Origin of the sequence: Alishewanella sp. HH-ZS (assembly GCF_001704375.1) — a bacterium.
In the GTDB taxonomy this organism is placed as follows: domain Bacteria; phylum Pseudomonadota; class Gammaproteobacteria; order Enterobacterales; family Alteromonadaceae; genus Alishewanella; species Alishewanella aestuarii.
In genome coordinates this window covers 34,863-60,332 of sequence record NZ_LZEJ01000008.1, presented here as the reverse complement: position 1 = coordinate 60,332, position 25,470 = coordinate 34,863, and the positions used below count along the sequence as shown (strand labels likewise).

The following is a 25,470-nucleotide window of genomic DNA, read 5'->3' as shown; positions in this document are numbered from 1 at the left end:
CGCATCAGGCGGTACGGGCATAACCGACATCAACCTCAGTCGGCAAGGCGCGGTTGCGCAGCACGCGGATCACGGTATGGCGGCTAAGCTGTTTGCCGGCTAAAGACTCGCCGTCTTCAAGCAACAAGCATTCGACACATTCCAGATCCGAGGCCACAACCAAAGCCAGTAAGGTATCTTTACCTTGCAACTGCACCAATTGATACAAACCGCTATCCTGCGCCCGCTGGGTCGCGAAATACCAGCTTTTATGGGCACTCAGTTGCCGGAAACGATTAGCAAGGGCATGTAAACAGAGTTCAAAGCGCAGAGCGTCATCAGCAATGACTGGCTGCAGCGCTTCATGAAAACGCCAGAACGCTTCCGCTTCCGCCAGTGAAAATGGCTGGCGGACGGGTTTGTCATTCAGGTTGGCAGCAGACAGCTCAGAGCTAAACTGCAACTGGTCATCAATATCCAGTAGCAGCCGATCTTGCTGTGGGCAATAATACCAGGTCCATTGCTCTGACGGCGTTAACATCGTTCTCCTAAATCTGGTCAGACTACGCAGTAATTAGCACTAATATAGCACGCTGATCAAAAAGTTAAAGATTAATTATGTCTAAAAAATGTTGATCAGCGACGGATCTTTATAACGCATCAACGATTGATTTTACCAGCGCCGGCCCGCCGTAGATAAAACCGGTATACAGCTGCAACAAGTCGGCGCCCGCCGCCAGTTTTTGTTGGGCAGAGCTGACATCATGGATCCCGCCCACACCAATAATCGGAAAATCTTTGCCGACAGCCTGGCGCAGCTGGGTTAATACCGCTGTGCTACGCTGTTGCACTGGCTTACCACTTAAGCCACCTGCTTCGTCCGCGTACTTTAATCCTGCCACCAGACTACGATCCAGGGTGGTATTGGTGGCAATGGCGCCATCCATTTTACTGCGCAGTAAGGTCTCTGCCACCTGCTCTACCGCGACGCTGTCCATATCCGGCGCGATTTTTACAAATACCGGCACATAGTTATCATAGTGTGCCTGCAAGTCTAACTGTTCATTCTTAACGCTTTGTAATAAATCAAATAACGCTTCACCGAATTGCAGGTCGCGCAGACCGGGGGTATTGGGCGATGAAATATTGACCGTAATATAGCTGGCATAGGGATAAACCTTACGCATACAGTGGACATAGTCGTCTTTGCCCTGTTCGTTTGGCGTGTCCTTATTCTTGCCGATATTAATGCCTAGCACGCCTTTAAACTGGCTGTGTTTGACATTGTTAACCAGATAATCGACGCCTTTATTATTAAAACCCATGCGGTTAATAATGGCTTCAGCCTGCGGCAAGCGGAACATCCGTGGTTTCGGGTTGCCCTCCTGCGGCCTTGGCGTCACGGTACCCACTTCCAGAAAACCAAAACCCATCTGGGCAAAGGCAGTAATACAGTCGGCATTTTTATCCAGCCCTGCAGCCAGACCAACCGGATTTTCAAAGCGGATACCGGCTACCGTTTTCGGTTTGGCAACCAACTGTTGCCGCCACAAGGCTGACAGTGGCGTGTGCGCCAGCCGTTTTAAACTGCCAAGGGCAAAATCATGTGAGCGCTCGGCATCACAACTAAACAACACTTTTCTGGCAACTGGATAAAACATAACAAATCCTGCAATAAAAAATACCCCGGCTAAGCGGGGTATTGTAATGACTTCAGACTAAAGTTAACAGCATCAGACCGACTGACTTAACAACATCAGTTCACGCATTGCTACTGAAAACTTCGCAAACTCATGGCTTTGCGTAGTCTTAAACTCTGACAACATTAACCGCCAGCGTTCAACCAGATGCTGATGCTGATCCAGCCAGTTCTGGATAATGTCATCGGCATTACAGACAGTGCCACAGCTCTTCACCACCACTGAGGTTAAACCCCGTTGTTGCCAATCCAGCTCCTCGCGGTACGAAGCCCGTGCCAGTGCCTGCCAGTGGTTTGCCACCGGTTGCCGGGTAATTTGCTCCAGGAACCAGTGCAGATCCAGTTTATCACCCAGTTTGAAGTAAATTTCCGCTACCATCGGCAGTGGCGTCTGCTGAGCATCGGCAACCTGTGCGATATCCATTACCGAGAATACGGTACTTAACTGCGTCAGATAACGTGCCACCGTCGCCGGGATCCCCTGCTCTGTCAGCTCGTTACATTTCTCAGTCAGCTCCTGCATCTCACGCTCGGCCATATAGTTAGCCAGATCGTTACTGATGCTCTCGTAAGCCGGTTTAAAGAACTTAATGGTCTGGTTAATATCCAGCGCCTTGTCGCGGTGACGCACAAACCAGCGGGTAGCCCGGCGCATGGTACGGCGTAACTGGAATAAGACCCGGCTTTGCAGTGCCGCCGACACTTTATTGTCCAGTTGTTCCAGCTGCTGCCAGTACTTGGCTACATCGAACAGCTCACGCACTATGGCATAACAAATAGCCACTTCCGCCACGCTGGCACCGGTTTCTTCGAACATACGCTGCACAAAGTTCGGGCCCATTTCGTTAACTAGCATATTTGCAAGCTTGGTGGCCACGATCTCGGCTTTCAACGGATGCTGACTGATTTCCTTGCCAAACTTCTGTTGTAATACTGCCGGGAAGGCACCGGTTAACAACTGCTGGAAGTAAGGATTATCCGAAATCTCCGGCGTCACTAAACGCTCTTTTAACACCATCTTACCGTAGGCAGTCAGGATCGCCAGTTCAGGACGGGTTAAACCCATGCCTTTGGCCATCCGATCGGCCAGGTCGTCATCTGATGGCAGGAATTCCAGCTCACGGTTTAACTTACCGTCTTTCTCCAGGGCATGGATAAAGCGGGTATATTCCTTGATCTGTTCAGAACCTAACAACGACGACAGACTGATACTCTGGGTTTGCCGGTAACAATCGCCGATCACGATCGCAGCCACATCATCCGTCATATCATTTAGTAATTTATTACGCTGTTTCAGCGTTAAATCACCGGCTGCCGTCAGGGAGTTTAACAGGATCTTGATATTAACTTCGTTATCCGAACAGGTTACACCGCCCACGTTATCGACGAAATCGGTATTGATACGACCACCGTTGGCCGCATATTCAATCCGGCCACGTTGGGTACAACCCAGGTTGCCCCCTTCACCGAAGATCCGTGCGCGCAGCTCGCGACCATTGACCCGCAGTGCTTCCGAACCACGGTCACCGACTTCAGCATGGGTTTCGTTGCTGGCTTTGACGTAGGTACCGATACCGCCGTTCCAAATCAGGTCGACCGGCATCATCAAACATTCCCGGATCAGCTCATTTGGCGTCATGCTCGTTTTGGTCGTGCCCAGCATCTCTTTCATTTGCGGGCTTAACTTAATTGACTTGGCGCTACGGGCGAACACGCCACCGCCTTCAGAAATCAGTGCTTTATCATAATCATCCCAGGTAGATGTCGGCAGATTAAATAAACGCTCACGCTCTTTAAAGGAGCTGGCCGCATCCGGATTCGGGTCAATAAAGATATGCATATGGTTAAAGGCAGCCTGTAAGCGAATATGCTTAGACAGCAACATGCCGTTACCGAACACGTCACCCGCCATATCACCAATAGCAACACAGGTGAAATCGGTGGTCTGGCAATCGATACCAATTTCACGGAAGTGCCGTTTTACTGCTTCCCAGCCGCCACGGGCCGTGATGCCCATTTTCTTATGGTCATAGCCGTTCGAACCGCCGGAGGCAAAGGCATCGCCCAACCAGAAACCGTAATCTTCCGAGATACCATTAGAAATATCCGAGAAGGTCGCAGTACCTTTGTCGGCCGCAACAACCAGGTAAGGATCATCTTCATCTAAACGCACCACATCTTTTGGCGGCACGATCTGACCCTGTTTAATATTGTCAGTAATATCCAGCAAGCCACGGATAAAGGTGCGGTAACACTCTTTACCTTCATTGATAAAGGCTTCGCGACCGCCGGTTTCCGGCAACTTCTTACAAACAAAACCGCCCTTGGCACCAGATGGTACTATTACGGTGTTCTTCACCTGCTGTGCTTTTACCAGGCCCAGCACTTCGGTACGGAAATCTTCGCGTCGATCAGACCAGCGTAAACCGCCACGGGCGACCTTACCGAAACGCAGATGCACACCTTCAACCCGTGGTGAGTAGACGAAGATTTCAAACATCGGCATTGGTAACGGCATTTCCGGGATCAGATCAGGTTTGATCTTAAAGGAAATATAAGGTTTTTCAGCACCATCGTCATAACGCTGGAAGAAGTTAGTACGCAGGGTAGCGTTAATCATATCGACAAAACGCCGGATAATGCGGTCATCATCGAGGTTAGCCACATTTTCCAGCTGAGCAGCGATTTGCTCTTCCAGTTTCTCCAGCTGTTTGGCGCTGGTTTTTTCACTGGGTGAGAACTTGGCATTAAACAACTGTACCAGTAAACCGGCCAGGGTCGCATAACGGGCAAAGGTGCTCTCGACATAGCTCTGACTAAAGGTGCTGCCAATCTGGCGCTTATATTTGGCGTACGCACGCAGAATAGAGGCTTCACGCCCGCTCAGACCGGCACCGAGGATCAGGCGGTTAAAACCGTCATCTTCCAGTTGGCCCGCCCAGACTTTCGTCAGTGAGTCCTGGAAGCTTTGCGACGCAGCAGCGAAATCGGCAGGCACTTCACCGTTTAACTCCATTGCGAAGTTCAGGATCCAGCTCACCGAGCCGTCCGGGCACTTAACAGCATAAGGTGTTTCACCGATAACCCGTAAACCGAAGTTTTCCAGCATCGGCAACACATCAGACAAATGAATTGGGTGATCTTTATGGAACAGATTCAGCCGCACAGCTTTACTGTCCTTGCCCTCTTCCTGTGGCCGGTAGAACAACATTTCCAGTTTATGTTCGGCAGATAAAGACTCCAGTTTACCGATGTCGACCAGCGCATCATTCGGTAACATGTCTTCTTTATAGGCGCGCGGGAAGGCATTAACATACTTGCGGCTTAACTCGCGGCCGCGGGCTTCGCCGTACACACCGATCAAAGCTGTTTCCAGTTTATCTTCCCAGGTGCGGGCCGCTTCAACCAGATTACGTTCGATTTCTTTCACATTATACTCGACTTGGCTATCGTTGATCCGCACCAGATAATGGGTGCGAGCCAACACAGATTCTGAAAAATAGGTCGTAAATTCAACCGGCTCGGTTGAGCCAAAGGCCTGCGCCAGGATGGCCTGGGTGTCTTTACGCAACTGGGTGTTGTAGCGCTCACGCGGTACATACACCATCGCCGTGACAAAGCGGCCAAAGGTATCTTCACGCACAAACAGCCGTGTCATATCCCTTTCCTGCATTTGTAACACACCACGGCTTACGTCTAACAACTCGTCAGCATTAGCCTGAATCAGCTCATCGCGGGGATAGGTTTCCAGAATATTCAGTAAGGCTTTATAGGCGTGGGTCCCCACCGCAAACTCAGACTGCTCCATCACCTGTTGCAGCTTGTTTTTCAGCAGTGGAATATCGGCAGCGCTGTTGTTATACAGACTGGATGAATATAAGCCGATAAAGCGGTCTTCACCGACCACCTTACCGTTTTTGTCAAAACGCTTCACACCGATATAGTCAATATAGGCCGGACGATGGACCCGCGATTTAGCATTGGTTTTCGTCAGGATCAACAAGCCACTGGACAGCGCTTGCTGACGACCGCGCTCCGGTAATTCTGACAGCATCAGATCTCGCGGCTCAGAGCGGCGCATCAAACCCAGTGCCGAATCACGGTCACCGACGATCTGGTAATCACCTTTTACCGGCTTGATTTCATACGAGCGGTAACCCAGCAGCGTAAAATTATCTTTCACCAACCAGTTTAAAAACTCGGTGGTTTCAGCCAGCTCGGCTGCCGATGCCTTACCGGCATGTTTAGGTAAGGCTTTGATCACATCTAACAGCTTTTGCCGCGCCGGCTGCCAATCCTGCACCGCCAGCGACACATCTTCCATGACCGACAGCAGTTCGGCTTTTAACGCCGCTATTGCATCGGCATCGGTCATACGATCAATTTCAATATGGAATACGGTTTGCTGAGTACTGGCGTCGGCTAAGCGACCCAGCTTAGCGAACTCAGTGATGGCGTTTTTGCTATCACGTTTGGTTTGCAGCGGATAATGCAACAGTAAATGCGCAGTAATATTGTGCCGGTTTAGTGCCATCCGCACCGAATCGACCAGAAATGGCATATCCTGCACCACGATTTCAACAATGGTGTGTTTGGATTCCCAGCCATGACGGGCAATTTCCGGATTGAACACCCGGATCCGCGCCTGAGGTTCGGCATGTTGGTTAAAGGTTTGCCACAAACTTAATGCCGCACCGTACAGATCACTGTCGTTACGACCTACCAAATCTTCACTGGAAATATTGCCATACAAAGTATGGGCAAATTTATCGACCAGCTCGACCTGCTCTTTTACTTTTTGTTTGATGAGTTTGCTGACATTTTGTAGTAGTACTGAGGGTAGACCGTCTATCTTTGCCATTATTGCATCCTTTTATCAATCACTGCGACATTGCAGGATCCACAAAATTAACGGGGATGTTTTAAGCTGCGCAGTGTAGTAGCTATTGTAGCGCTTTTGAAGCGATATTTGTGGCTTTTAAGCTGGTTATACCACTGAATTGCAGGCAGTTCTGGCTGATTATTCAATGGCTCTAAATAGAAAATGGCCTTTCGGCCATTTTCTTGGTTTTCATTGCATAATTATTTGCAAAAATATTTTTTAATTATTTTTGCGCCAGAAAAATGCAGCCAGTGCCGGTAGTACTACTATCGCCCCTAACATGTTTACAATAAACATAAAGGTCAACAGGATCCCCATATCTACCTGGAACTTCAGCGCTGAGAATACCCAGGTGCTGACACCTATCGCCAGCGTAATACCGGTAAAGAGTACGGCGCTGCCGCGCTCTTTCAGCGCTTCAAAATAGGCCTGCCGCAGCGGCATACCATCGCGCAGCTGTTGGCTCATCGTCGACAGGATATAGATACCATAGTCAACACCGATACCGACACCCAATGCAATAACCGGTAAGGTCGAAACGGTTAAACCGATTTGTAGCTTGGTCATCAGTGCCGTTGCCAATACCGACACCACATACAGCGGGATGATCACGGCAGCGGTCGCTTTTACAGAGCGGAAGCTCAGCAAACAAAGCACTATCACCGCAAGATAAACGTACCACATCATCGGTTGCTGGGCGGCGCTCACTGCTTCGTTAGTAGCGGCCATAACACCGGCAGGCCCGGTGGCTAACATAAAGCGCGTATCGGCATCACCCAGTTCAGCACCGTGTAGCTTGGCAGCGCGCACAACCCGTTCAATGGTTTCAGCTTTATGATCTTCCAGGAAAATCATTACCGGCATCACCGAACAATCGGCGTTTAACAGGCCGGTACTGGTTTCAACCCGTGACGAGGCTTGTACCAGACTTTGGGTATTGCGCGGTAACACCCGCCATTTCGGATTGCCTTCGTTATAGGCGGCGTTAATCACTTTCGACACTGAGGATAAAGACACCGCCGACTGGACGCCGGGCACATTCTCCATTAACCACTGGAACTGGTCGATCCGATCCATAATGTCATGGCTGGTACAGGCGCTTGGGATACTCTCTACCATTACATTGATGTAGTCGACCGAGATCGCAAAGCGGTCGGTAATCAAAAAGGTATCCTGGTTATAACGCGAGTCTTCATGCAGCGCCGGTGCGCCGGCATGCAGATCACCGATTTTCAGCTGCTGGCTCTGCCAATAACCGTAAGCAAACAGTGCTGCAGTACAGAGCAGGATCACCGCAGCGTAACGACGGGTCGCAAAAGCCGATAACGCATACCAGACTTTCTCGGTGGCCGGGCTTGGCTCTGATACCCGCTGCTGATAGCTCTTGCTAAAGCGCACAAAAGACATTAACACCGGTAATAGGATCAGGTTAGTCAGGATAATCACCGCCACACCCAGACTGGCAGTAATCGCCAGTTCGCGGATCACGCCGATTTCGATAATCAGCAGCGTCAGGAAGCCGACCGTATCTGATAACAAGGCCACGCCGCCTGGTACCAGTAACTTACGGAAACTGGCTTGTGCGGCGGCCTTGGCATTCATGCCGGCGGCAACCCTTTTCCCGGTGGAGTTGATCATCTGGACGCCATGGCTGACGCCGATAGCAAATACCAGGAATGGCACCAGAATCGACATCGGATCGATCCCAAAGCCCAGCACGGTTAACAGCCCCATCTGCCAAATCACCGCTATCAGTGAACAGGCTATCGGTAATACCGTTAACATCACTGAGCGCGAGAACAGGAACACCATAATAGTGGTAATCACTATGGCAATACCAAAGAACGCTACTACGCCCTTTGCGCCTTCAGCGACATCACCCACCATCTTGGCGAAACCAATAATATGGACGCTGATCTGCTCACTCTGATATTTACCGCGGATATCATTTTCCAACTTGCCGGCAAAGGCGATGGTATTAAGTGGTAAGTTGGTTTCCGGATCGATCTCCAGCAAGGAGGCGGTGATCATCGCACAGCTATAATCATCTGAGACCATGCGACCGACAATGCCCGCTTTCTCGGCGTTTTCTTTAACCCGGGCTAAACCTTCCGCATCGGCGGTAAAATCAGCCGGGATCACCGGGCCACCGGCAAAGCCGTCTTCTACCACTTCAATAAAGCGTGTACTGGGGCTAAACAGTGATTTAACCAGTACCCGTTCCACCCCTGGCGTATAGACCACATCATCGTGAGCACGGCGGAAGTTATCAAAGAAGTTGGCATTAAAAATATCGCCACTGGCATCACACATGGCGATCAAGATGTTATTGGCGCCACCAAAATCCTGCTCATGCTTGAGGTAGGTTTGCATATATTCATGCTTGAGCGGAATATTCTTACTAAAGGCCGCGTCGAGCTTAATGTCGGTGGCCCGCCATAATAAAAACAGCGTGGCCAGCGCAAACAGCACCAGCACCGCCAGGCGATGTCGAAACAGGCTATATTCGAACTTATTAACCAGCCAATTTATACTCATATTATTCAGACTTACTTATCGAGGTTAATCTCACACCAGTTTCCGTCACCAGCACCAACTGTCCTGCCAACGGCAGACCATTTAAAATTGCCCGACCGTCAGTTTGCGACAGATCGCGAAATGATTGCCCGTCATCGCCACTGATTAACAGGGTGCCGGCATTACCGGTCAGGAAAAGTTGTCCCTGTTCATCTTCAAAGATGCTATTAAGGGTTGCCGATTGCGGTAAGCTGATATCTTGCCAGCTTTCGCCGTCATCTGTGCTGCGGAATAGATTACCGCGCAGCCCCGCTACCAGTAACGAACCCTGCTTGGTGCGATGCACATCAAACAAAGAGCCGTTATAAAAATTCTCCAGCCGTTGCCAGTTTTCTCCGCCATCCTGACTGACGGCGACAAAACCCGCCTCGCCCACCATCAGGATTTCATCGCCCTGTACCATTAAACGGTTAAAATGTGGCAGTACCGACTCACGTTCCAGCAAATAGCCTTCCGGATCCGTTTCTGCCAACTCAGCCAGAAACTCTTGATCTTCCTCCGACGCCAGTGCCAGATAAAAGGCCTTGTGCCAGCTGTCTCCGCCATCCTGAGTGGTGTAAAACATGCCGTACGCACCAATGGCCATGCCACGCTGGCGGTCAAAGAAATAGACATCCATTAATGGCTTGTCGAGTTGTGGCAAAAACTGCTGGATCTGCCAGCTCTTGCCGCCATCCTGAGTATGCAGAATAGTGGCATCATGCCCAACGGCCCAACCATAATCCGCATCAACAAAATAGACTGAGGTCAGCAGGGCCTGCACCGGTACCTGTGCCTGTTGCCACTGCTGGCCATCCGCACTTAACAATATATGACCGCGCTCTCCGACCGCAGCAAAACCTGCCGTTGGGATCGCGACCACATCCGTTAATAAACTGCGCTCGGCAAGTGGCACTATAAAGGCCGCCTTGGGTGCGGCATCGGCAATTTCATCGTCAGTTTCGGCAACGGCTGCGGTCAGATGGGTCAGGGACAACACCGACATACAGCCGGCCAGAAAATACTTATGCATAGCTTAGTTACACGCTCTGATTATCAAGCGCAGGCTGATGCCTGCAGTTAAAAAAAAGGCTGGCTCGAGCCAGCCTTTTTCCGGCACCCGGTTTAGCGGGTACCCTCACGACGCAGCGATGCTGGTGTGAAGTCGTTATCAGACAAGGTGACAGAAAAGTCATACATCTTATCTTCGTTATCCAGACCAATCGCGATATAACGGCGCGAGTTCAGATCATGGTAAACTTCCAGCGTACTCCAGTGCGTTGGTACTTCGTAGTAGTTTAAACCATGCGCCACGGCAACGCGGTACAGATCACCACGGTTGTCGTACAGATCGGCAACATGGATCTGCCAGCTATCCTCATCGATAAAGAACACTCGTTTGCCATAAACGTGGCGGGTGCCCTCTTTCAAGGTCGCTTCCACTACCCAGACCCGATGTTTCTCATAACGAACATGTTCAGGATTAATATGACCAGGCATCAGAATATCTGAGTACTTCAGATTATTGCTGTGCAACTTGTAGTCATTGTAAGCGATATACATTTCGCGCTTACCTTTTAACTCCCAGTTGTAACGGTCAGGCGAGCCGTTAAACATATCAAAATCATCGGTAGTACGCAGACCATCCGATGCCGTACCTGGCGCATCGTAAGCCACGTTTGGCGCGCGACGCACCCGACGCTGACCGGTGTTATAGGTCCAGGCCTGACGCGGCGTTGCCACCTGGTCCATGGTTTCGTGTACTAATAAAGCAGTACCGGCCAGACGCGCAGGTGTCGTGACACTTTGTTTAAAACGGAACAGGATATTTTCAGCCTGTAATGCCTCAGGAGTCGCGTCCGGATGCGAGTACTTAAACATAATCTGCTCTTCAAAGCCAATTAACGTATAAGCGCCCTGCGCGGTCGGTGCAGCCTGACCGCCGTTACGGCTAGCCGCAACGCCACGGTAGCGGACGATATGGTTCCAAATCGCTTCCAGGCCATTGCTTGGGATCGGGAACGGAATACCAATGGCAGCATTACGCAGACCATTACCACCCTCAACTAATTCGGCGTTAGCGGCAATCTTCTTAGTAGCATCATAAAAATATTGTGGAAATGAAGCACTACGACGAGTTGGGTAGATATTCATTTTGAACGTATCAGGATACAGATCAAACAACGCAATCTGCCCCGGGCTCAGGAATTGCCGGTATTGCTCCAGGTTGGCTTTGGTAATAGTAAACAGGATTTTATCATCCGCAAACGGATTAGGATGATGATCACCTGGCTTATAACCCGCTGGTGCTGCCAGAATACCGCCAGTCCACTCTGGAATGGTACCGGCAGCATTACCTGCTTTCTCAGCGCCAACCGGCGTTAAGTCCTGCCCCAGACGCGCCACCTGATCTGCCGGTAACTTCGCCAGAGCGTTACAACTGAACACCAGCGCAACGGCTGATGCTAATAGGGTGAGTTTTTTCATAATTCGCGCTCGTCCCTTAAATAGAGTACTTGATATTGAAAGAAATAAAGTCACGGTCAGCAGTGTTATTGGTGGTGCCCACGCCGCCCCAGAACCAGTTATAACTTAATTCGCCAGACCATTTGTTCAGGTAGTCGAAAGACACCGCATAAGAAGCGGACTTACGATCTTTGACAAACATAAACAACGGATCAGGTGTGATACCGTTCACATCATGTGAGAACACCAGACGCTGTGATAAGTTCACCCCGGCAAAAACGTTGTTGTAATCCGCCTTGGCTAACACCCGATAACCCCAGGCCGATGCCGTTGGAAACGGGTTAGTTTCAGGGCCATTCGATAAACCAGTGTGTAAACCTTGTGACGGACCATTAGCACCAATTAATGGCGCGCCGCTACGGTCAGTATTAGGACCATTTAGCCGCAGCACGTCCTGCGCTGGCATATTGTTAATCCGCACGCCACCCACTTCCGCTAACATTGTGAAGTTATCTGCACCCAGCGTCGGGCCAAACAGATGAGTGATGGTTGTTTGTGCTTGCACGGTATCACGTAAAATATAGCCTTGGGCATAATCTCCCGGTGTCGCTTTGGTACCAATAAAACGACCAAGTTGCGAGATACCGACCAGATCCGGACGAATACCGGCATTACCAAGCTGCTCTGGCATACCGGCATACAGAATTTCAACGTCGTCGATCTGTAGCGGTTCATCTTTACGGTAAGCGATTTCACCGGCAACCGAGGTTGTACCCCAGTTGGTGTTAAAGCTAAAACCGTACAGTTTGATATCTTCCGGATATTCCAGTAAGCCTTTAGAGAAGGCCCGCAGGTTCTGTACATTATCTTTGTTCAGATTACCGGCATTTTGTACCAGATAACCCAGGTCAGCTTGAATCGCTTGCTGACGGAAATCTGAGGCAATACCTGAGATCACCGGCACCCGGCTGTGATAATTCATGTAATACAGCGCAAACTCGGTATCGCCTAAGTTAGGCGCGAAATATTCCAGTTTAATACCGTACTGACCGCCATCATCCGGCTTAATTTCACCGGCATCACCAAAAGGCCGCAGTGCAACCTTGGTAGGATACGCCAGATAAATTTGTGATGCCTGAGCAGCAGAAATCTGACCGGCCGCTACTGCAGCTCCTAAACCGTTCAGATTTTGCAGTAAGAATGCCAGGTCAATATCCGGGTTACCGGAGAAACCTAACTGAATATTCTGGGCATAACCACCGCGGCCAGCGAAGTCGTTAGTTGAGAAGTAAGTGCCCGGAGGTGGCAGATAGCTTTCCTGCCAGCTGTACTGATAGAACAACTCTGCTGACAGTTGATCGGTCAGACCGACAGCCAACGTCACCATACCGGTAGGAATAAAGGCTTCTTTTAAATCCGCACCCGGTGCGCGCAGGATCCCGACGTCAACCGGCGTAATATTGATACCATGCGGGATAAAGGTGCTTTCACCCCAGCTTAGTACCTGATTACCCACCCGGATAGTGACCGGATTCATACCATCGTTAAAGGAGAAGTTGCCGTAAACAAAGGCATCAAGTAAACGTATATCTTTACAGGCTAATTCGCGCGAGCGTTTATCGTCACAAGGATCAACCTTGTTACCACTGAGCGGATTAGTATAGGCAAAGCTGCCTCTGTTCATTGCCGTGTCATAGAAGTACATAAAACGGCTGAAGAAACCGATATTATCCTTTTTGATGGATAACTCGTGCAGGCCCTTAAACAGGCTGCTAAACATATCACCACGGTCGAAATTCAGGTTACCGGCGTCGCCGTTGCTGGAATAGGCGCCTGGCTGAGCCCAGATATCAGAAGCAGGGTAAATGACGTTAGTCGCAGCGTTGTAACCGGTCCAGTTAAAGCGTGGATGATTAACTTTGGCAATAGTGTCCCAATTACGCTCCTCAGTACGCCAGCTGGCGCCGTATGAGAAGGTCGAGTCAAACACCACTTCTACATCACCGAAATTAAAAGTGGCTGCCTGAGCCGGTGCATAAGACAGCGTAAACAGCGCGGTGGCAATACCGGCTGCCAACGGACTTTTTGCAAAGCGGATTGGCCTTTTCTTCATGTTGTTGTCTCCCCCCCTGTCCCGACAGGTAGTGTTATGTGCTTTTTTATTTATTGTGCTGGTAGCTGAGCAGAGCTCAAACCAGTTCCTTTCATTAAAATAATTACATCATTTACCGGCGTTAGCAAGGCTTGCCTAAATGTAAATCTGTTGATTTTTATTCAATTTTTAACCGCATTGCGGTATTAGGCGCTGGTATCGACGGTTTACAGTTTAACCTTGCAGGCCGGACCAGCCACACCTAAAGCTAAGCTAATGAAATTAAAGGTCAAACCAGCTAATAATGCAAGTTAATGTTTTAATCTCTTGTTTAAAGTATAAACTCTAATTAATTTTTTCCAGTTGCAAAAATTCTCCATTGTCCGTTACCGTTAACCGGAAACGGCCACGGATGCCAATGGCGCTGATAAAGGGTTGAAAATGCCGGAAAGCGAGCTGGATCCGCTCGCCGCTGTCCGCGGTAACCAGCACGTAGCGCGACTGGCCCTGGTAATAACGCTGACATTTTTCAACTGACAAAAATGCCCCAAACAGATAGCTGCGACTCATACCAGGCTTCTACTAACCTTCTCATACAGGTCATCGGATAGATCACTGCGCTTGGCCAATTGCTGTAGTAAAGCGATTAAAATCTGCTGCCGCTGCTGATCATAACGCTGCCAGGATAACAGCGGCGTAATTAAGCGTGCCGCCAGCTGCGGATTAACCTGATCCAGCCGGCCTACGACATCGGCCAGCAGACGGTAACCCTCACCATCTGCCCGATGAAATTGCGCCGGATTACGCTGTGAAAACGCGCCATACACCGCCCTGACCCGGTTTGGATTCTTCCAGCTAAAGGCCGGATGCTCGGTTAACTGCGCCATGGCAGCAAAAACTTGCGCTTTGGGCGAGCTGACGACCAGATTAAAGTACTTGTCCAATACCTGCACATCATCAGCAAAGCGTGCCGCGAAATCCTCCAGCAAGGCCGCTGTTTCAGCTAACCCTGCTAACTGGCCACAACGCAAAGCTGCCAGACGATCGGTCATATTGTCAGCACTCTGGTATTGTTGCTGCATTAAAGCAGCGCCTGCTGCGCCGTACACCAGATAGCTCAAGCACAGATTCCGTAGCGCCCGGCAGCCGACTTGCGTTTGTTCATAAACATAGGGTGTTAGGGTTAAACGCTGGTAACAGGCCAACCAATCTTCATACAAGGCCGTGGCCAGTTGCTGCTGCAGGCTGTCCAGCGCCTGCACCAGTGCCTCGACCGGGATCTGCTGATATTGCTCGGCCAGACTATCAAAATCCGGCAGCTGTAACAGTTCCGCCGTTAACGCCAGATCAGCAAGCGGCTGCTGCAACCAACGGCGATACAGCGCAAGCAAAGCCGGACTTAACGTTGGTAGCTCAGCCGCAGCGATACTCTGCTGCAACAACTGACTCCAGTATTGCTGCATTGCATCCCAGCGTGCAAAATCATTACTGGCCAGCTCGGCAATGCTCAGCCACTGTTCGGCAGTATACTGGCAATGTAGCTTAACCGGCGCGGAAAAATCCTCCAGCCAGACCACTAAAGGGCTATCAGCAATATCATTAAACAGAAATTCACCCGACTCGGCGCTTAACACCAATAGTTGTTGCTGGCAGCGGCCCGTTGCAGGTTGCAGGATCTCAATTTTTACCGGGATCACCAGGGGTAACTTGGACAGCTGATCGGCTGTTGCCGCGGTATGCTGACGCAGCAGCAGTTTAAGCTGCTGCTTATCCGGATCGTACTGACTGGCAACGGTTAATTCCGGTGTGCCGGACTGACTATACCAGCGGCGGAACTGCGTCAGATCCTGACCAGTGGCGTCCTGCATGGCCTGCACAAAATCATCACAGGTTACCGCCTGCCCATCATGGCGCTGTAAATACAGACTATGGCCTGCAGTAAAGCCGTCGCGTCCGAGCAAGGTTTGTAACATCCGGATCACCTCGGCGCCTTTATCATACACTGTGACCGTGTAGAAATTATTCATTTCCAGCACTTGCGGCGGGCGGATCGGATGCGCCATCGGGCTGGCGTCTTCGGCAAATTGTGCAGTACGGATCAGCTTTACCGCATCAATCCGGGTCAGGGTGGCAGAGGCCATATCGGCGCTAAACTCCTGATCGCGAAATACTGTTAAGCCCTCTTTTAAACTCAGCTGAAACCAATCGCGGCAGGTGACACGGTTCCCCGTCCAGTTATGGAAATATTCATGACCGATAATAGATTCGATATTAAAGTAATCGCGATCGGTGGCAGTAACATCGTCTGCCAGTACGTACTTGCTATTGAAAATATTCAGCCCTTTATTTTCCATCGCCCCCATATTAAAAAAATCAACGGCGACGACCATATAGCGATCCAGATCATACTCCAGACCAAAGCGCTGCTCATCCCAACGCATCGCCCGCTTCAATGACGACAGCGCAAAACCGGCACGACTGCCCTTACCTTTCTCGACAAAAAACTCCAGCTCTACCTCACGGCCACCGGCAGTGGTAAAACGGTCAGCCAACCGGTCAAAATCGCCGGCAACCAGCGCAAACAAATAACTGGGTTTGGGAAAGGGATCATGCCAGGTAACCGCTGTACGGCCATCGGCCAGTAGCTCGGTTGCAACCTTGTTACCGTTCGACAGTAAAAACGGCAGCTGCGCCATATCAGCGACCAGCGTAGTGGTAAATACTGACAGTACATCGGGTCGGTCCGGGTAATAGGTGATCCGCCGAAAGCCCTCTGCCTCGCATTGTGTGCAATATACCCCTTCCGCCAGATATAAACCCTCAAGTGCAGTATTCTGCTCAGGATTTATTTCAGTAACCAGCTGCAGGCTACCGCTTGCCCCCGGATCGGTGAGCATCAGTCCTTTGTCATTCAGCTGATACTCCGTCTGCTGCAGTGGCTGCCCATTCAGCTCGATACTGATTAAGGTTAAGGCCTGACCATCTAACCACATGGGTCCTGCACACTGGCGTCGGAATACTAACTCAGACTGCACCCGGGTTGCGGTCGGATGCAGCTCAACCAGCAACCTGGTTTGCTCAATCACAAAGGCCGGGATCTGATAGTCCGCTAAACGTTTTGGCTGACGAAGGTCGCTCATACGATATATTCCTACTTCTACTGCTGTCTGATGTTAAAAAGCCTGAATCACTTCAGGCTTTTTTGCTAGCTATTTTTACCGGCTAAGATGGGGGCTACCGACTCCGGCGGCGTTAAGCGTAGGATCTTAATGCCCAGATAAGCATAGATCACTGCCAGTACCGGGTTAATCAGGTTAAAGAAGGCATAGAACAGATAATCCAGTGGGTTAACGTTCAGTACGCCATGCATATAGGCACCACAGGTATTCCACGGGATTAAAGGGCTGGTAATGGTACCGCCGTCTTCCAGTGCCCGCGACAAATTAACCGGCGCCAGGCCCCGGCGCTCATACTCTTCTTTATACATCCGACCCGGCATCACGATCGACATATACTGATCAGCGGTTAAGATATTGGTCGCCAGCGAAGTTGCCATAGTGCTGGTAATTAACGAGCCTGTACTGCGGGCGAAAGCCAAAATCGACTCGACAAACTTACGCAATAAACCAATATGCTCTACCACAGCGCCAAACATCATAGCCGAGAAGATTAACCAAATGGTATTTAGCATACTGGCCATACCGCCACCGCTGAGCAAACGGTCCATATCGTCATTGCCGGTACTGATACTAAAACCGGCAAACAGCGTCTGCCATACCAGCTTAAATACCGCCACCAGTGCCGGTAGTTGCTCATCTGCTAAGCGGCTAATCAGCTCTTGCTGGAAAAATAGCGCCCAAACACCACCGAGCAAGGCGCCGATAAAGACCGTCGGAAAAGCCGGGATCTTACGCATCGCCATCAGCAGCAGTACCGCCAACGGGACCAGTGTCCACAGACTGATATTAAACTGACTCTGCAACACAGCACTGATCTGCTCAATATGTGCAAGATCAGCACTGACACTCGTATTAAAACCAATCAATACGAAAGCAATCAGCGCCAGAATAAAGCTTGGGATGGTCGTCCAAAGCATATGTCTGATATGCTGAAACAGATCGGCACCCGCAACGGCAGGCGCCAGGTTAGTGGTTTCACTCAGTGGCGAAATCTTATCGCCAAAATACGCGCCGGACACTATGGCACCTGCGGTAATCGCCGGCGATAAACCCAGACCAGTCGCGACACCAATCAGTGCCACCCCAATAGTCGCGGCGGTGGTCCAGCTACTGCCGATACTCATCGCTACAACGCCACACAGGATACAGCTGGCGGCATAGAACCAGCTCGGGCTGAGTAGTTGCATACCAAAATAAATAAGCGTTGGAACTGTACCCGACAACAGCCAGGTGCCAATTAGTGCGCCCACCGCCAGCAGAATTAATACCGCTGCCAGCGATAGCGAAATCCCTCTTACCATGGCCTGTTCAATCGACTGCCAGCTATGGCCATTTTTCAGGCCAATCACCACAGCGACCGCAGCCGCAATAAAGAGCGCAATCTGGTTCGGCCCATAGGACGAGTCATCTTTAAACAGAAGCACTGACGCTGCCAATAAGGCAATCAGCACTACCATCGGCAGCAAGGCGTCAAGCAAACTCGGCGCTTTTTGTTTTGAGTTATCCATTTGCTGTTTCTCCGTTAGTTGCCGCTAAAGGCACGGAAGACATCCAGCACCCCAATCAGATTTAAAAACACAATAATCACCGCAACCGGCGTGATCCAACGGATAGCAAAGCGCCAGCACTGATACGCCAGCTTGCTGGTCGCCAACTCTTCACGGCTGGCCCGCTCCGACATCACCCAACCGGTAAAGATCGCGATAAAGAGCCCACCAATTGGCAACATAATTGCCGAAGTCAGATAATCTTTCAGTTCAAATAAACTGGCAATAGGTTTGCCGAGCAGAGTCCAGTCCAGCGTCGCCCAGGCAGCACCAGAGAATGAGAACACCGTTGCCAACCCGAGCAACCATAAAGAGATACCAGTACCTAATGTTGCCTGGTAACGCTTTAAGCCTTTCGTTTCAACCAGCCAGGCAACGGTCGACTCGATCATTGCTATGGCGGAAGTGAAGGCCGCAAAGACTAACATCACAAAAAACAGCGTACCAAATAAGGTACCAAAGGGCATAGCACCGAAGGCAATCGGTAAGGTAACAAAAATCAGGCCCGGGCCCTCGGCCGGGGTTAAACCATAACCGAATACCAGCGGAAAAATCGCTAAGCCGGCCAGTAAAGCCACAGCGGTATCACAGAGCGCGATTAATAGCGTGGTTTTGCCGATAGACACATTAGACGGTAGGTAAGCACCATAAATAATCATTGCACCTGAGGCCAGGCTTAAACTAAAAAAGGCATGCCCAAGCGCCAGCAGTACCCCATTCATAGTCAGCTTGGAGAAGTCAGGCTTAAACATAAACTCCAGCGCTTCGGCAAAGGCGCCGTTTAAAGCAGAGTAGATTGCCATCAATAACAACAACACAAACAACGCTGGCATCAGATAATTAACGGCTTTTTCCAGCCCCTTATGCACACCGCGGCCAACCACATAGATCGTCAGTGCCAGTACGACGGCGGAGAATCCCATTAATAAATAAGGATTACTGATAAACTGGCCAAATTCAGCGCCGACTTCGGCGGCTGGCATATCAACAAAGGTGCCGACGGCCGTTTTGTACACATAGTACAGCGCCCAACCGGCGATCACGGCATAGAACGACAGGATCAGGTAGCTGGCCGCCAGGCCACTCCAACCGGCGAGTTGCCAGCGGGTACTAGCATTGGCTTCCAGTGCCAGGGTTTTCACCGATAAACCGGGGCTTTGCCGGCCACGCCGGCCAATCAGCACTTCCGACATCATCACCGGAATACCGATTAGAAAAATACATAACAGGTAGACCAATACGAAGGCACCGCCGCCGTTTTGTCCCATAATGTAGGGGAATTTCCAGATATTACCTAAACCGACTGCAGCTCCGGTGGCTGCAAGAATGAAAGCCAGACGGCTCGACCAGAGGCCGTGCACGGATTGACGAGTTCCCGACATAGTTAACCTTTATAATTATTATGTTGTTGTAATACGTATTATTATTGAGAAAAGGCGGTAAAAACCGCCTTTTCTTGCTTTGGCTATTTCTTCGCCAGCCGGTTTAACTGCAACCAGTCAGACGTAATATAAGCGGCCTCTTCCAGTAGTGGATCCAGCTTGGTCAGTACTTCCGGCGCATCATCTACCGACTTCACGGTAGGCAGGGCCAACCGCTTCAGACGCTCATTAGTGCGCTGTAGTGCTCGCGCTTCGTCGGCTTCGCGTTTGGCAATCCGCTCCGCTTTGTTCAGTGAAATGCGTTTATCATCTTTCTGTTGTTGATATTCAGCAATATCCGCCAGCAGATAACTAAACTCTACTTCATTGGCAATGCGTTGCTGATGTTTCTTCACCAGGGCCGGTACCAGCTGCTGAATGTCCTGCTGCGCACTATACTGTGCCGGGGCTATGGCATCCCAGGGTAAAGCATAATCTTCTTTGCTCTCACCCCATTCCGCCGGATCAATCGCCGATGGGAAGCTGATATCGGGGATCACACCCTTGTGCTGAGTACTGCCGCCGTTAATGCGGTAGAATTTGGCCATCGTATACTGCACGCTACCCAATGGCTGCTCAAACATATCGTAGATGCGGCCAATACCACGGTGCTGCTGCACTGTACCCTTACCGAAGGTTTGCTCACCAATCACCAGGGCCCGACCATAGTCCTGCATCGCTGCGGCAAAGATCTCAGACGCTGAAGCACTGTACCGGTCAACCAATACCGTTAGCGGACCATCATAGTAAGAAATGCCATCGCGATCGCCATTTAAGTCAATTTTGCCATCACCGTAACGGATTTGTACCACCGGACCGCGTTCAATAAAGAGGCCGGTCAGTAGCGTCGCTTCCTGCAGTGAGCCGCCACCGTTACCACGCAAATCAACAATCAGTGCCTCGACTTTCTGTTCATTGGCTTCGGTCAGCAACTTTTTCACATCTTCAGACAGGTTATTGTAAAAGCCCGGAATGGTAATAACACCTACCTTGCTTTGTAACTCGCCCAGCTTCGGCTGTAACACTTCAAATTTTGCAGCCCGATCTTCCAGTCGGATCTTGTCGCGCACAATCTCAACGATCTGTGTTTGATTATTCAGATCACTGCCACCTAACACCTGTAACCGCACCCGGCTGCCTTTGGGACCTTTAATTAAATCCACCACGTCATCCAGGCGCCAGCCCACCACGTCTACGAAGTCTTTGTTATCCTGCGCCACACCAATAATCCGATCCTTCGGCTTTAGACGCTGGGTTAAGTCTGCCGGACCACCGGGTACCAGACTCTGGATCACGGTATAGTCTTCTTCAGCACGCAGCACGGCACCAATACCTTCCAATTGCAGATTCATATCCTGCTGGAAGCGCTCTGCATTGCGCGGCGACAGATAAGAGGTGTGCGCTTCCACTGCACGGCCGAACGAATTCATCACCAGCTGGAAAACGTCTTCGCTATTGGTTTGCATTAAGCGTTTTTGGGTATTGCGGTAACGCTTTTCCAGGATCTCTTTCGCTTCATCCAGCTTTTTGCCAGTCAGCTTCAGATTCAACAGGTCAAACTTGACTCTCTGCCGCCATAACTCATCCAGCTCGGCATTATCGACCGGCCAGGCCGCATCTTCACGATCGTAGACATAATAGTCATCGGCTTCAAAGTCATGCTCCTGCGCCAACTGGGCAATGGCAAAGTCAAAGCGTTCAAAACGGCGACGCTGCGCCAGATTAAACATATCAAAAGCGAAACTCAGATTGCCGCGGTTAATCGCATCGTCAAACTGATTACGATATTGCTCAAACTGCGCCACATCACTGGCCAGCAGATGATTGCGGAAAAAATCGAGGTTTTTTAGGTAGAGGTCGAAAATTCGCCCTGACAGCTCATCATTTAACTGTACCGGAATATAGTGAGCCCGGGTAAAGGTGGCTGCGACACGCTTACTTGCCGTGGCATGCTGCGGTGACTGATTGATCACCGGCAAGGCATTGATATCCGGCGGACTCACCGACTCCGCTGCTACACCTAAAGCTAAAAATAATCCAACCGCTATCAGGGAAAATTTCTTCATAACTCTCTCGTTTTACGTCAGGCTTGATACAGGCTATCCTGACGGGTTTTGATGACCATGCCTGAACTCAACTGCACTGTCACATCAGGCAAATTGACTTCGGTTACCGTCGCCGGCATTGGGCTTGAACCAAGTTTAACCAGCACCGCTGCCCCTACTTTCAGCTGTTCAGCAACCAAGGCTGTTAGTTGTACTACTGGCTGTACCACTGCAGGCTTTTCTGCTGCACGGGCTGGTTTTGCCGACCGCTGTGCAGCATTAGAGGCTGCTTTTGGATTTTTGTTCGCGTTTTTTTGTACCGGTCTTGCCACTTTGTCTTTCGCAGCTGCTCTGTCAGCCTGAGGCTTAGCAGTTTGCTGTGCCCGTTGCTCCTGCTGTTTTACCTTACGTTTCTCAGCGGCTTTTTGTTTACTTTCCGCCAATAATTTTGCCGCATGCTCTGCCTGTTGGGCGTCAATCAGCTCGGCCGGTTGGCCTTCCAAATCAATCCGGTTTACGCCTTCTTTAGTCGCCTCCAGGTAACGCCAACTGGACGTGTAAACGCGCAGCGCCTGGCGCAGCTGGGTTTTACTCACCGTCGCGTTCTCACCTAAGCGGGCGGCCAAGTCCTGAAAGATACCGACTTTTAATGGCTGTAAAGGTCCGCTGCTAATAAAGCATTTCGGAAAGCTCTGACATAGAAATGCCAGTACATCTTTAACATTAGCAGGTTTTTCTGATGTCGGAACAGCTTGTTGCTCGGTTGTTACTTGTTCCAGGGTTGTTGCTTGTTCCGGGGTTTCAGCCGTTACGGGGGTTGCAATGGTCATGCAGCATTCACTCTTCTTCGTCAGCAGCAGGCTCGTCATCAGCCATGCCTTCTTCTATTTGTTGTTGGATATAGGACAGCGCCCAATCAATCAGTTCGTCTTCGTCAGCGTCCAGTAATACCGTATCGCCGCGCAGCTGTTCCCACAATTGTGGCATCAATTGCTGGATTTGGGTAATACTCAGGCTGTCAGGCAAGGCATCCCATACACTATGCACTATGGCATTAAACTTATCGGCAACCAGCTCTTCTTCGCCGTCCCAGTCACCGACTTCTTCCACCTGCAGCAGGTAATCCTGTACCGAGAGCAAGTCTTTCATCAGGCGGCAACCAAGGCTTGTTCAAACGCAGCAACCAAGGCAGCCAGGCCTTGCTGATCGACGTCGTCAAAGCGGTTAAGTGACGGACTGTCGATATCCAGTACCGCAATAATGTCACCACCTTGCCTTACCGGTAACACAATCTCTGAATTACTGGCGGCATCACAGGCGATATGACCCGGGAATTCATGCACATCGGCAACGCGTTGGATTTCCCCCGTTGCGACACAGGTACCACAGACGCCCTTGCCCACCGGGATCCGTACACACGCCACCTTACCCTGGAACGGGCCCAGTACCAGTTCCCCCTGACGCATAATGTAAAAGCCTGCCCAGTTTAAATCAGGCAGGCTTTGAAATAATAAAGCACTGAAATTGGCCATATTGGCAATCACATCGGTTTCTTCCTGCAGCAAAGCCTTAGCCTGCTGCAGCAATTCAGCATAGAGTGCGTGTTTTTCGCTCGACATCTTCGTTCGTAAAGTGAGTTAGGGTCAAAAGCAGTACATTACTTGTTTTAAGCACTAATTTAAACCTTTTTTAGCGCGTCGCGCTGGCGGCCAGGCGCAGTCAGTACACTAAACAGCGTTAATTGCTGCTTATTTCAGCAAGGGCCGCTCGCGGCGTTAAACTGTAATGGATTGGCGGGATACAACAGCTGTGGTGCCTGACTCTGATGACTGAACTTGCGGGTGTCTTTATATGGCAGCTTCATAAAGCCCCCAACTCCGTCACCACTGATTAAACCGACCTTACTGAGAATACTCTGCAGTAGCCGGTTAAATTCTGGTTCAGCCGCCGGATCCAGCAGGCGGTAGTAGCTGTGGATTTTCATATATAAGGGCGTGACCTCAAAGATAATACAACCGGTATGCCGGATCAGGTTAAGCCGCGCGATATCGTCCATAATGGCATCGGGTAATACCAGTTGCTCATCCGGATCCTTGCCATCTTCAAAATAAGAGTGCTGCTTACTGGCCTCTTCTGCACTGAGTACCGGCGCCAGCTGATACGGAATTCGACTCTCTGCTGGCGCCACAAAGGGCTCAGCTTCCGATGCGCGGCTAATATGAATAGTATTGCGGGCATTAAATAAACAGGCTTTAAAGATCCCGACCTTGCCAATAGCGCGGGCCAGCGTCACCACGTTATTGACCGCCAGCGCGAAGGCCTGACTCAGGCTCTGATCATATAAATTCAGACTGCTGTCGATATAGATGCCGCCGGCCTGCCAGTGGATGGCTAAACCGCCCACAACCGGATAGCGCCCGAGCCGGCTGACGGCAGCGATAAAGGCTTTTTCGGTTTCGCCCATCCCTTCCAGATAGTTTTTGTAATAGCGTTCCAGCTGCACATCATCGATGTAGGCGATATCCAGCTCTTCGTTATGCTCGCGTAAAAAGGATTTGCGCGACGAGTACACCACGGTATCCAGCTCACGCCGCTGTGGGCTCACCCAAACCGGCAATACGGGGCTGTCATCAAACAGCGGCAGTTCCGGTAATACCAACTGCTTTAGACGCGGCATCTGCTTAATAAAATAATCACCGGCCTGCTGGCGTAATGTCAGATCATCGGCCAGCATACTATCAAGCATGGTGGCAAACTCCAGCGGCAAACCCAGACTACGTGCCGGAATAGCTTTGCGGCCGAAACGGCAGGCCTGCCCCGAGGCCAGCGCATAGAGGGTACTGGCGACGCCCTGCTCGTCAAAGCGTGGGCTGGATAACTGCCCGCTGCGCTGTTCCGGGCCAATAAAGTAGACATCGCCCATCCGGGCATTGGAGTGTTGCAGATCGGCTGACATCAGCTGCATCACATTATTCGACAGATAATGCCCCTCGTGATCCAACTGAGCAAACACCGAGGAGCCCCAGTCAATCAGGCTCAGGTGGCCGCTTTGCTCCTCAAACACCAGATTGGACGGCTTAATATCGCCATGGACTATCGGCGCCGGCGCGCCGTCTTTTTCGATACTACGTAAATATTGCAACAACTCAGCCAGTTGCGCCGCCAAATCCACCAGCAAACGCACCGGCAGGCGGCCATGCTGCAGGCTGTATTGCTCTAAATCAATACCCGGCGCCCGATCCATCATCAGAATGCCCTGCTTGCGCACTACCTGATAAGTGATATAACGCGGCACCGCCGGATGTTGTACCTGCGACAACATATAGGCTTCATCGGCAAGCCGTTCCTGAATATGCTGCGGCAGATTAATCCGCGAGAACTTAAACACATAGCATTCGTCGTTAATGCCAAAGCCGGCAAAGGCAAAACCGTAAGCACCTTTACCGAGCAAATGGATATCCCGGTATCCCAGTTGTTGTAACTTGCTGATACAGAGCGCCACCCAATCTTTCAGCTTTTTCGCGTCATTGGCGTTCAGCAGATAGATCGACTGTTCTTCCGGGATATAGAAATTGCGCAGATTACGTTCTTGCATCAGGGCCAT

16 protein-coding genes are annotated in these 25,470 nt (G+C 50.7%); all 16 read right to left on the bottom strand.

The features are described 5' to 3' along the window. Positions 1-4: 4 nt before the first annotated feature. The 16 genes from A9165_RS04675 to A9165_RS04600 all read right to left on the bottom strand — a co-directional run bounded on the left by A9165_RS04675 (position 5) and on the right by A9165_RS04600 (position 25,461). The gene (locus tag A9165_RS04675; protein ID WP_065955083.1) at positions 5-520 is read right to left on the bottom strand and encodes a cell division protein ZapC domain-containing protein; all 516 of its coding nucleotides are present in this window, start codon (positions 518-520) and stop codon (positions 5-7) included. Between the two features lie 109 nt (positions 521-629). Next, positions 630-1,640: a quinone-dependent dihydroorotate dehydrogenase gene (gene pyrD / locus A9165_RS04670; protein ID WP_065955082.1), complete on the bottom strand. Its 1,011-nt coding sequence runs from the start codon at positions 1,638-1,640 to the stop codon at positions 630-632. A gap of 72 nt (positions 1,641-1,712) precedes the next feature. Beyond that, positions 1,713-6,539 carry an NAD-glutamate dehydrogenase gene (locus A9165_RS04665; RefSeq protein ID WP_065955081.1) on the bottom strand — a complete coding sequence of 1,609 codons (4,827 nt, stop codon included), beginning with the start codon at positions 6,537-6,539 and terminating at the stop codon, positions 1,713-1,715. Positions 6,540-6,779: 240 nt separating this feature from the next. Beyond that, positions 6,780-9,098 (bottom strand): RND family transporter, encoded by a 2,319-nt coding sequence (locus A9165_RS04660; RefSeq protein WP_065955080.1) that lies wholly within the window; start codon positions 9,096-9,098, stop codon positions 6,780-6,782. 1 nt (position 9,099) lies between these two features. Continuing rightward, positions 9,100-10,149, bottom strand: coding sequence for a YCF48-related protein (locus A9165_RS04655; protein ID WP_065955079.1), 1,050 nt, complete (start codon positions 10,147-10,149; stop codon positions 9,100-9,102). Between the two features lie 92 nt (positions 10,150-10,241). Then, entirely contained in the window at positions 10,242-11,606 is a 1,365-nt protein-coding gene (locus A9165_RS04650; RefSeq protein WP_218060730.1) for a DUF1329 domain-containing protein, read from the bottom strand. 13 nt (positions 11,607-11,619) lie between these two features. Further along, the gene (locus A9165_RS04645) at positions 11,620-13,695 is read right to left on the bottom strand and encodes a DUF1302 domain-containing protein (RefSeq protein ID WP_065955077.1); all 2,076 of its coding nucleotides are present in this window, start codon (positions 13,693-13,695) and stop codon (positions 11,620-11,622) included. A 324-nt stretch (positions 13,696-14,019) separates the two neighbouring features. Further along, on the bottom strand, positions 14,020-14,244 hold the full coding sequence (locus tag A9165_RS04640) for a DUF2835 family protein (protein ID WP_008608384.1): 225 nt from the start codon (positions 14,242-14,244) through the stop codon (positions 14,020-14,022). Next, complete coding sequence (gene pepN / locus A9165_RS04635; RefSeq protein WP_065955076.1) at positions 14,241-16,814, bottom strand: aminopeptidase N; 2,574 nt, start codon at positions 16,812-16,814, stop codon at positions 14,241-14,243. The genes A9165_RS04640 and pepN overlap by 4 nt, the downstream gene beginning before the upstream one ends. A 65-nt stretch (positions 16,815-16,879) precedes the next feature. After that, positions 16,880-18,361 (bottom strand): Na+/H+ antiporter NhaC, encoded by a 1,482-nt coding sequence (gene nhaC, locus A9165_RS04630; protein WP_065955075.1) that lies wholly within the window; start codon positions 18,359-18,361, stop codon positions 16,880-16,882. A gap of 14 nt (positions 18,362-18,375) precedes the next feature. Continuing rightward, positions 18,376-19,782, bottom strand: a complete 1,407-nt coding sequence (locus A9165_RS04625; protein WP_039925303.1) for a sodium-dependent transporter — start codon at positions 19,780-19,782, stop codon at positions 18,376-18,378. A gap of 83 nt (positions 19,783-19,865) precedes the next feature. Further along, positions 19,866-21,887, bottom strand: coding sequence for a carboxy terminal-processing peptidase (prc, locus tag A9165_RS04620; protein ID WP_008949311.1), 2,022 nt, complete (start codon positions 21,885-21,887; stop codon positions 19,866-19,868). 17 nt (positions 21,888-21,904) lie between these two features. Then, positions 21,905-22,735 (bottom strand): RNA chaperone ProQ, encoded by an 831-nt coding sequence (gene proQ, locus A9165_RS04615; RefSeq protein WP_237709275.1) that lies wholly within the window; start codon positions 22,733-22,735, stop codon positions 21,905-21,907. Next, complete coding sequence (locus A9165_RS04610) at positions 22,704-23,015, bottom strand: hypothetical protein (RefSeq protein ID WP_008608374.1); 312 nt, start codon at positions 23,013-23,015, stop codon at positions 22,704-22,706. The genes proQ and A9165_RS04610 overlap by 32 nt, the downstream gene beginning before the upstream one ends. After that, positions 23,015-23,485: a GAF domain-containing protein gene (locus tag A9165_RS04605; RefSeq protein WP_008949313.1), complete on the bottom strand. Its 471-nt coding sequence runs from the start codon at positions 23,483-23,485 to the stop codon at positions 23,015-23,017. Before A9165_RS04605 ends, A9165_RS04610 begins: the two co-directional genes overlap by 1 nt. A gap of 134 nt (positions 23,486-23,619) precedes the next feature. Then, positions 23,620-25,461: a protein kinase gene (locus A9165_RS04600; RefSeq protein WP_008949314.1), complete on the bottom strand. Its 1,842-nt coding sequence runs from the start codon at positions 25,459-25,461 to the stop codon at positions 23,620-23,622. Between the last annotated feature and the right edge of the window lie 9 nt (positions 25,462-25,470).

What these genes read in the sequence shown, in the direction of transcription:
- A9165_RS04640 (WP_008608384.1), bottom strand. Translation starts at nt 14,244, where the DNA reads ATGAGTCGCAGCTATCTGTTTGGGGCATTTTTGTCAGTTGAAAAATGT.
- A9165_RS04665 (WP_065955081.1), bottom strand. Translation starts at nt 6,539, where the DNA reads ATGGCAAAGATAGACGGTCTACCCTCAGTACTACTACAAAATGTCAGC.
- A9165_RS04625 (WP_039925303.1), bottom strand. Translation starts at nt 19,782, where the DNA reads ATGTCGGGAACTCGTCAATCCGTGCACGGCCTCTGGTCGAGCCGTCTG.
- A9165_RS04655 (WP_065955079.1), bottom strand. Translation starts at nt 10,149, where the DNA reads ATGCATAAGTATTTTCTGGCCGGCTGTATGTCGGTGTTGTCCCTGACC.
- nhaC (WP_065955075.1), bottom strand. Translation starts at nt 18,361, where the DNA reads ATGGATAACTCAAAACAAAAAGCGCCGAGTTTGCTTGACGCCTTGCTG.
- pyrD (WP_065955082.1), bottom strand. Translation starts at nt 1,640, where the DNA reads ATGTTTTATCCAGTTGCCAGAAAAGTGTTGTTTAGTTGTGATGCCGAG.
- A9165_RS04610 (WP_008608374.1), bottom strand. Translation starts at nt 23,015, where the DNA reads ATGAAAGACTTGCTCTCGGTACAGGATTACCTGCTGCAGGTGGAAGAA.
- A9165_RS04600 (WP_008949314.1), bottom strand. Translation starts at nt 25,461, where the DNA reads ATGCAAGAACGTAATCTGCGCAATTTCTATATCCCGGAAGAACAGTCG.
- prc (WP_008949311.1), bottom strand. Translation starts at nt 21,887, where the DNA reads ATGAAGAAATTTTCCCTGATAGCGGTTGGATTATTTTTAGCTTTAGGT.
- A9165_RS04605 (WP_008949313.1), bottom strand. Translation starts at nt 23,485, where the DNA reads ATGTCGAGCGAAAAACACGCACTCTATGCTGAATTGCTGCAGCAGGCT.
- pepN (WP_065955076.1), bottom strand. Translation starts at nt 16,814, where the DNA reads ATGAGCGACCTTCGTCAGCCAAAACGTTTAGCGGACTATCAGATCCCG.
- A9165_RS04645 (WP_065955077.1), bottom strand. Translation starts at nt 13,695, where the DNA reads ATGAAGAAAAGGCCAATCCGCTTTGCAAAAAGTCCGTTGGCAGCCGGT.
- A9165_RS04675 (WP_065955083.1), bottom strand. Translation starts at nt 520, where the DNA reads ATGTTAACGCCGTCAGAGCAATGGACCTGGTATTATTGCCCACAGCAA.
- A9165_RS04660 (WP_065955080.1), bottom strand. Translation starts at nt 9,098, where the DNA reads ATGAGTATAAATTGGCTGGTTAATAAGTTCGAATATAGCCTGTTTCGA.
- proQ (WP_237709275.1), bottom strand. Translation starts at nt 22,735, where the DNA reads ATGACGAGCCTGCTGCTGACGAAGAAGAGTGAATGCTGCATGACCATT.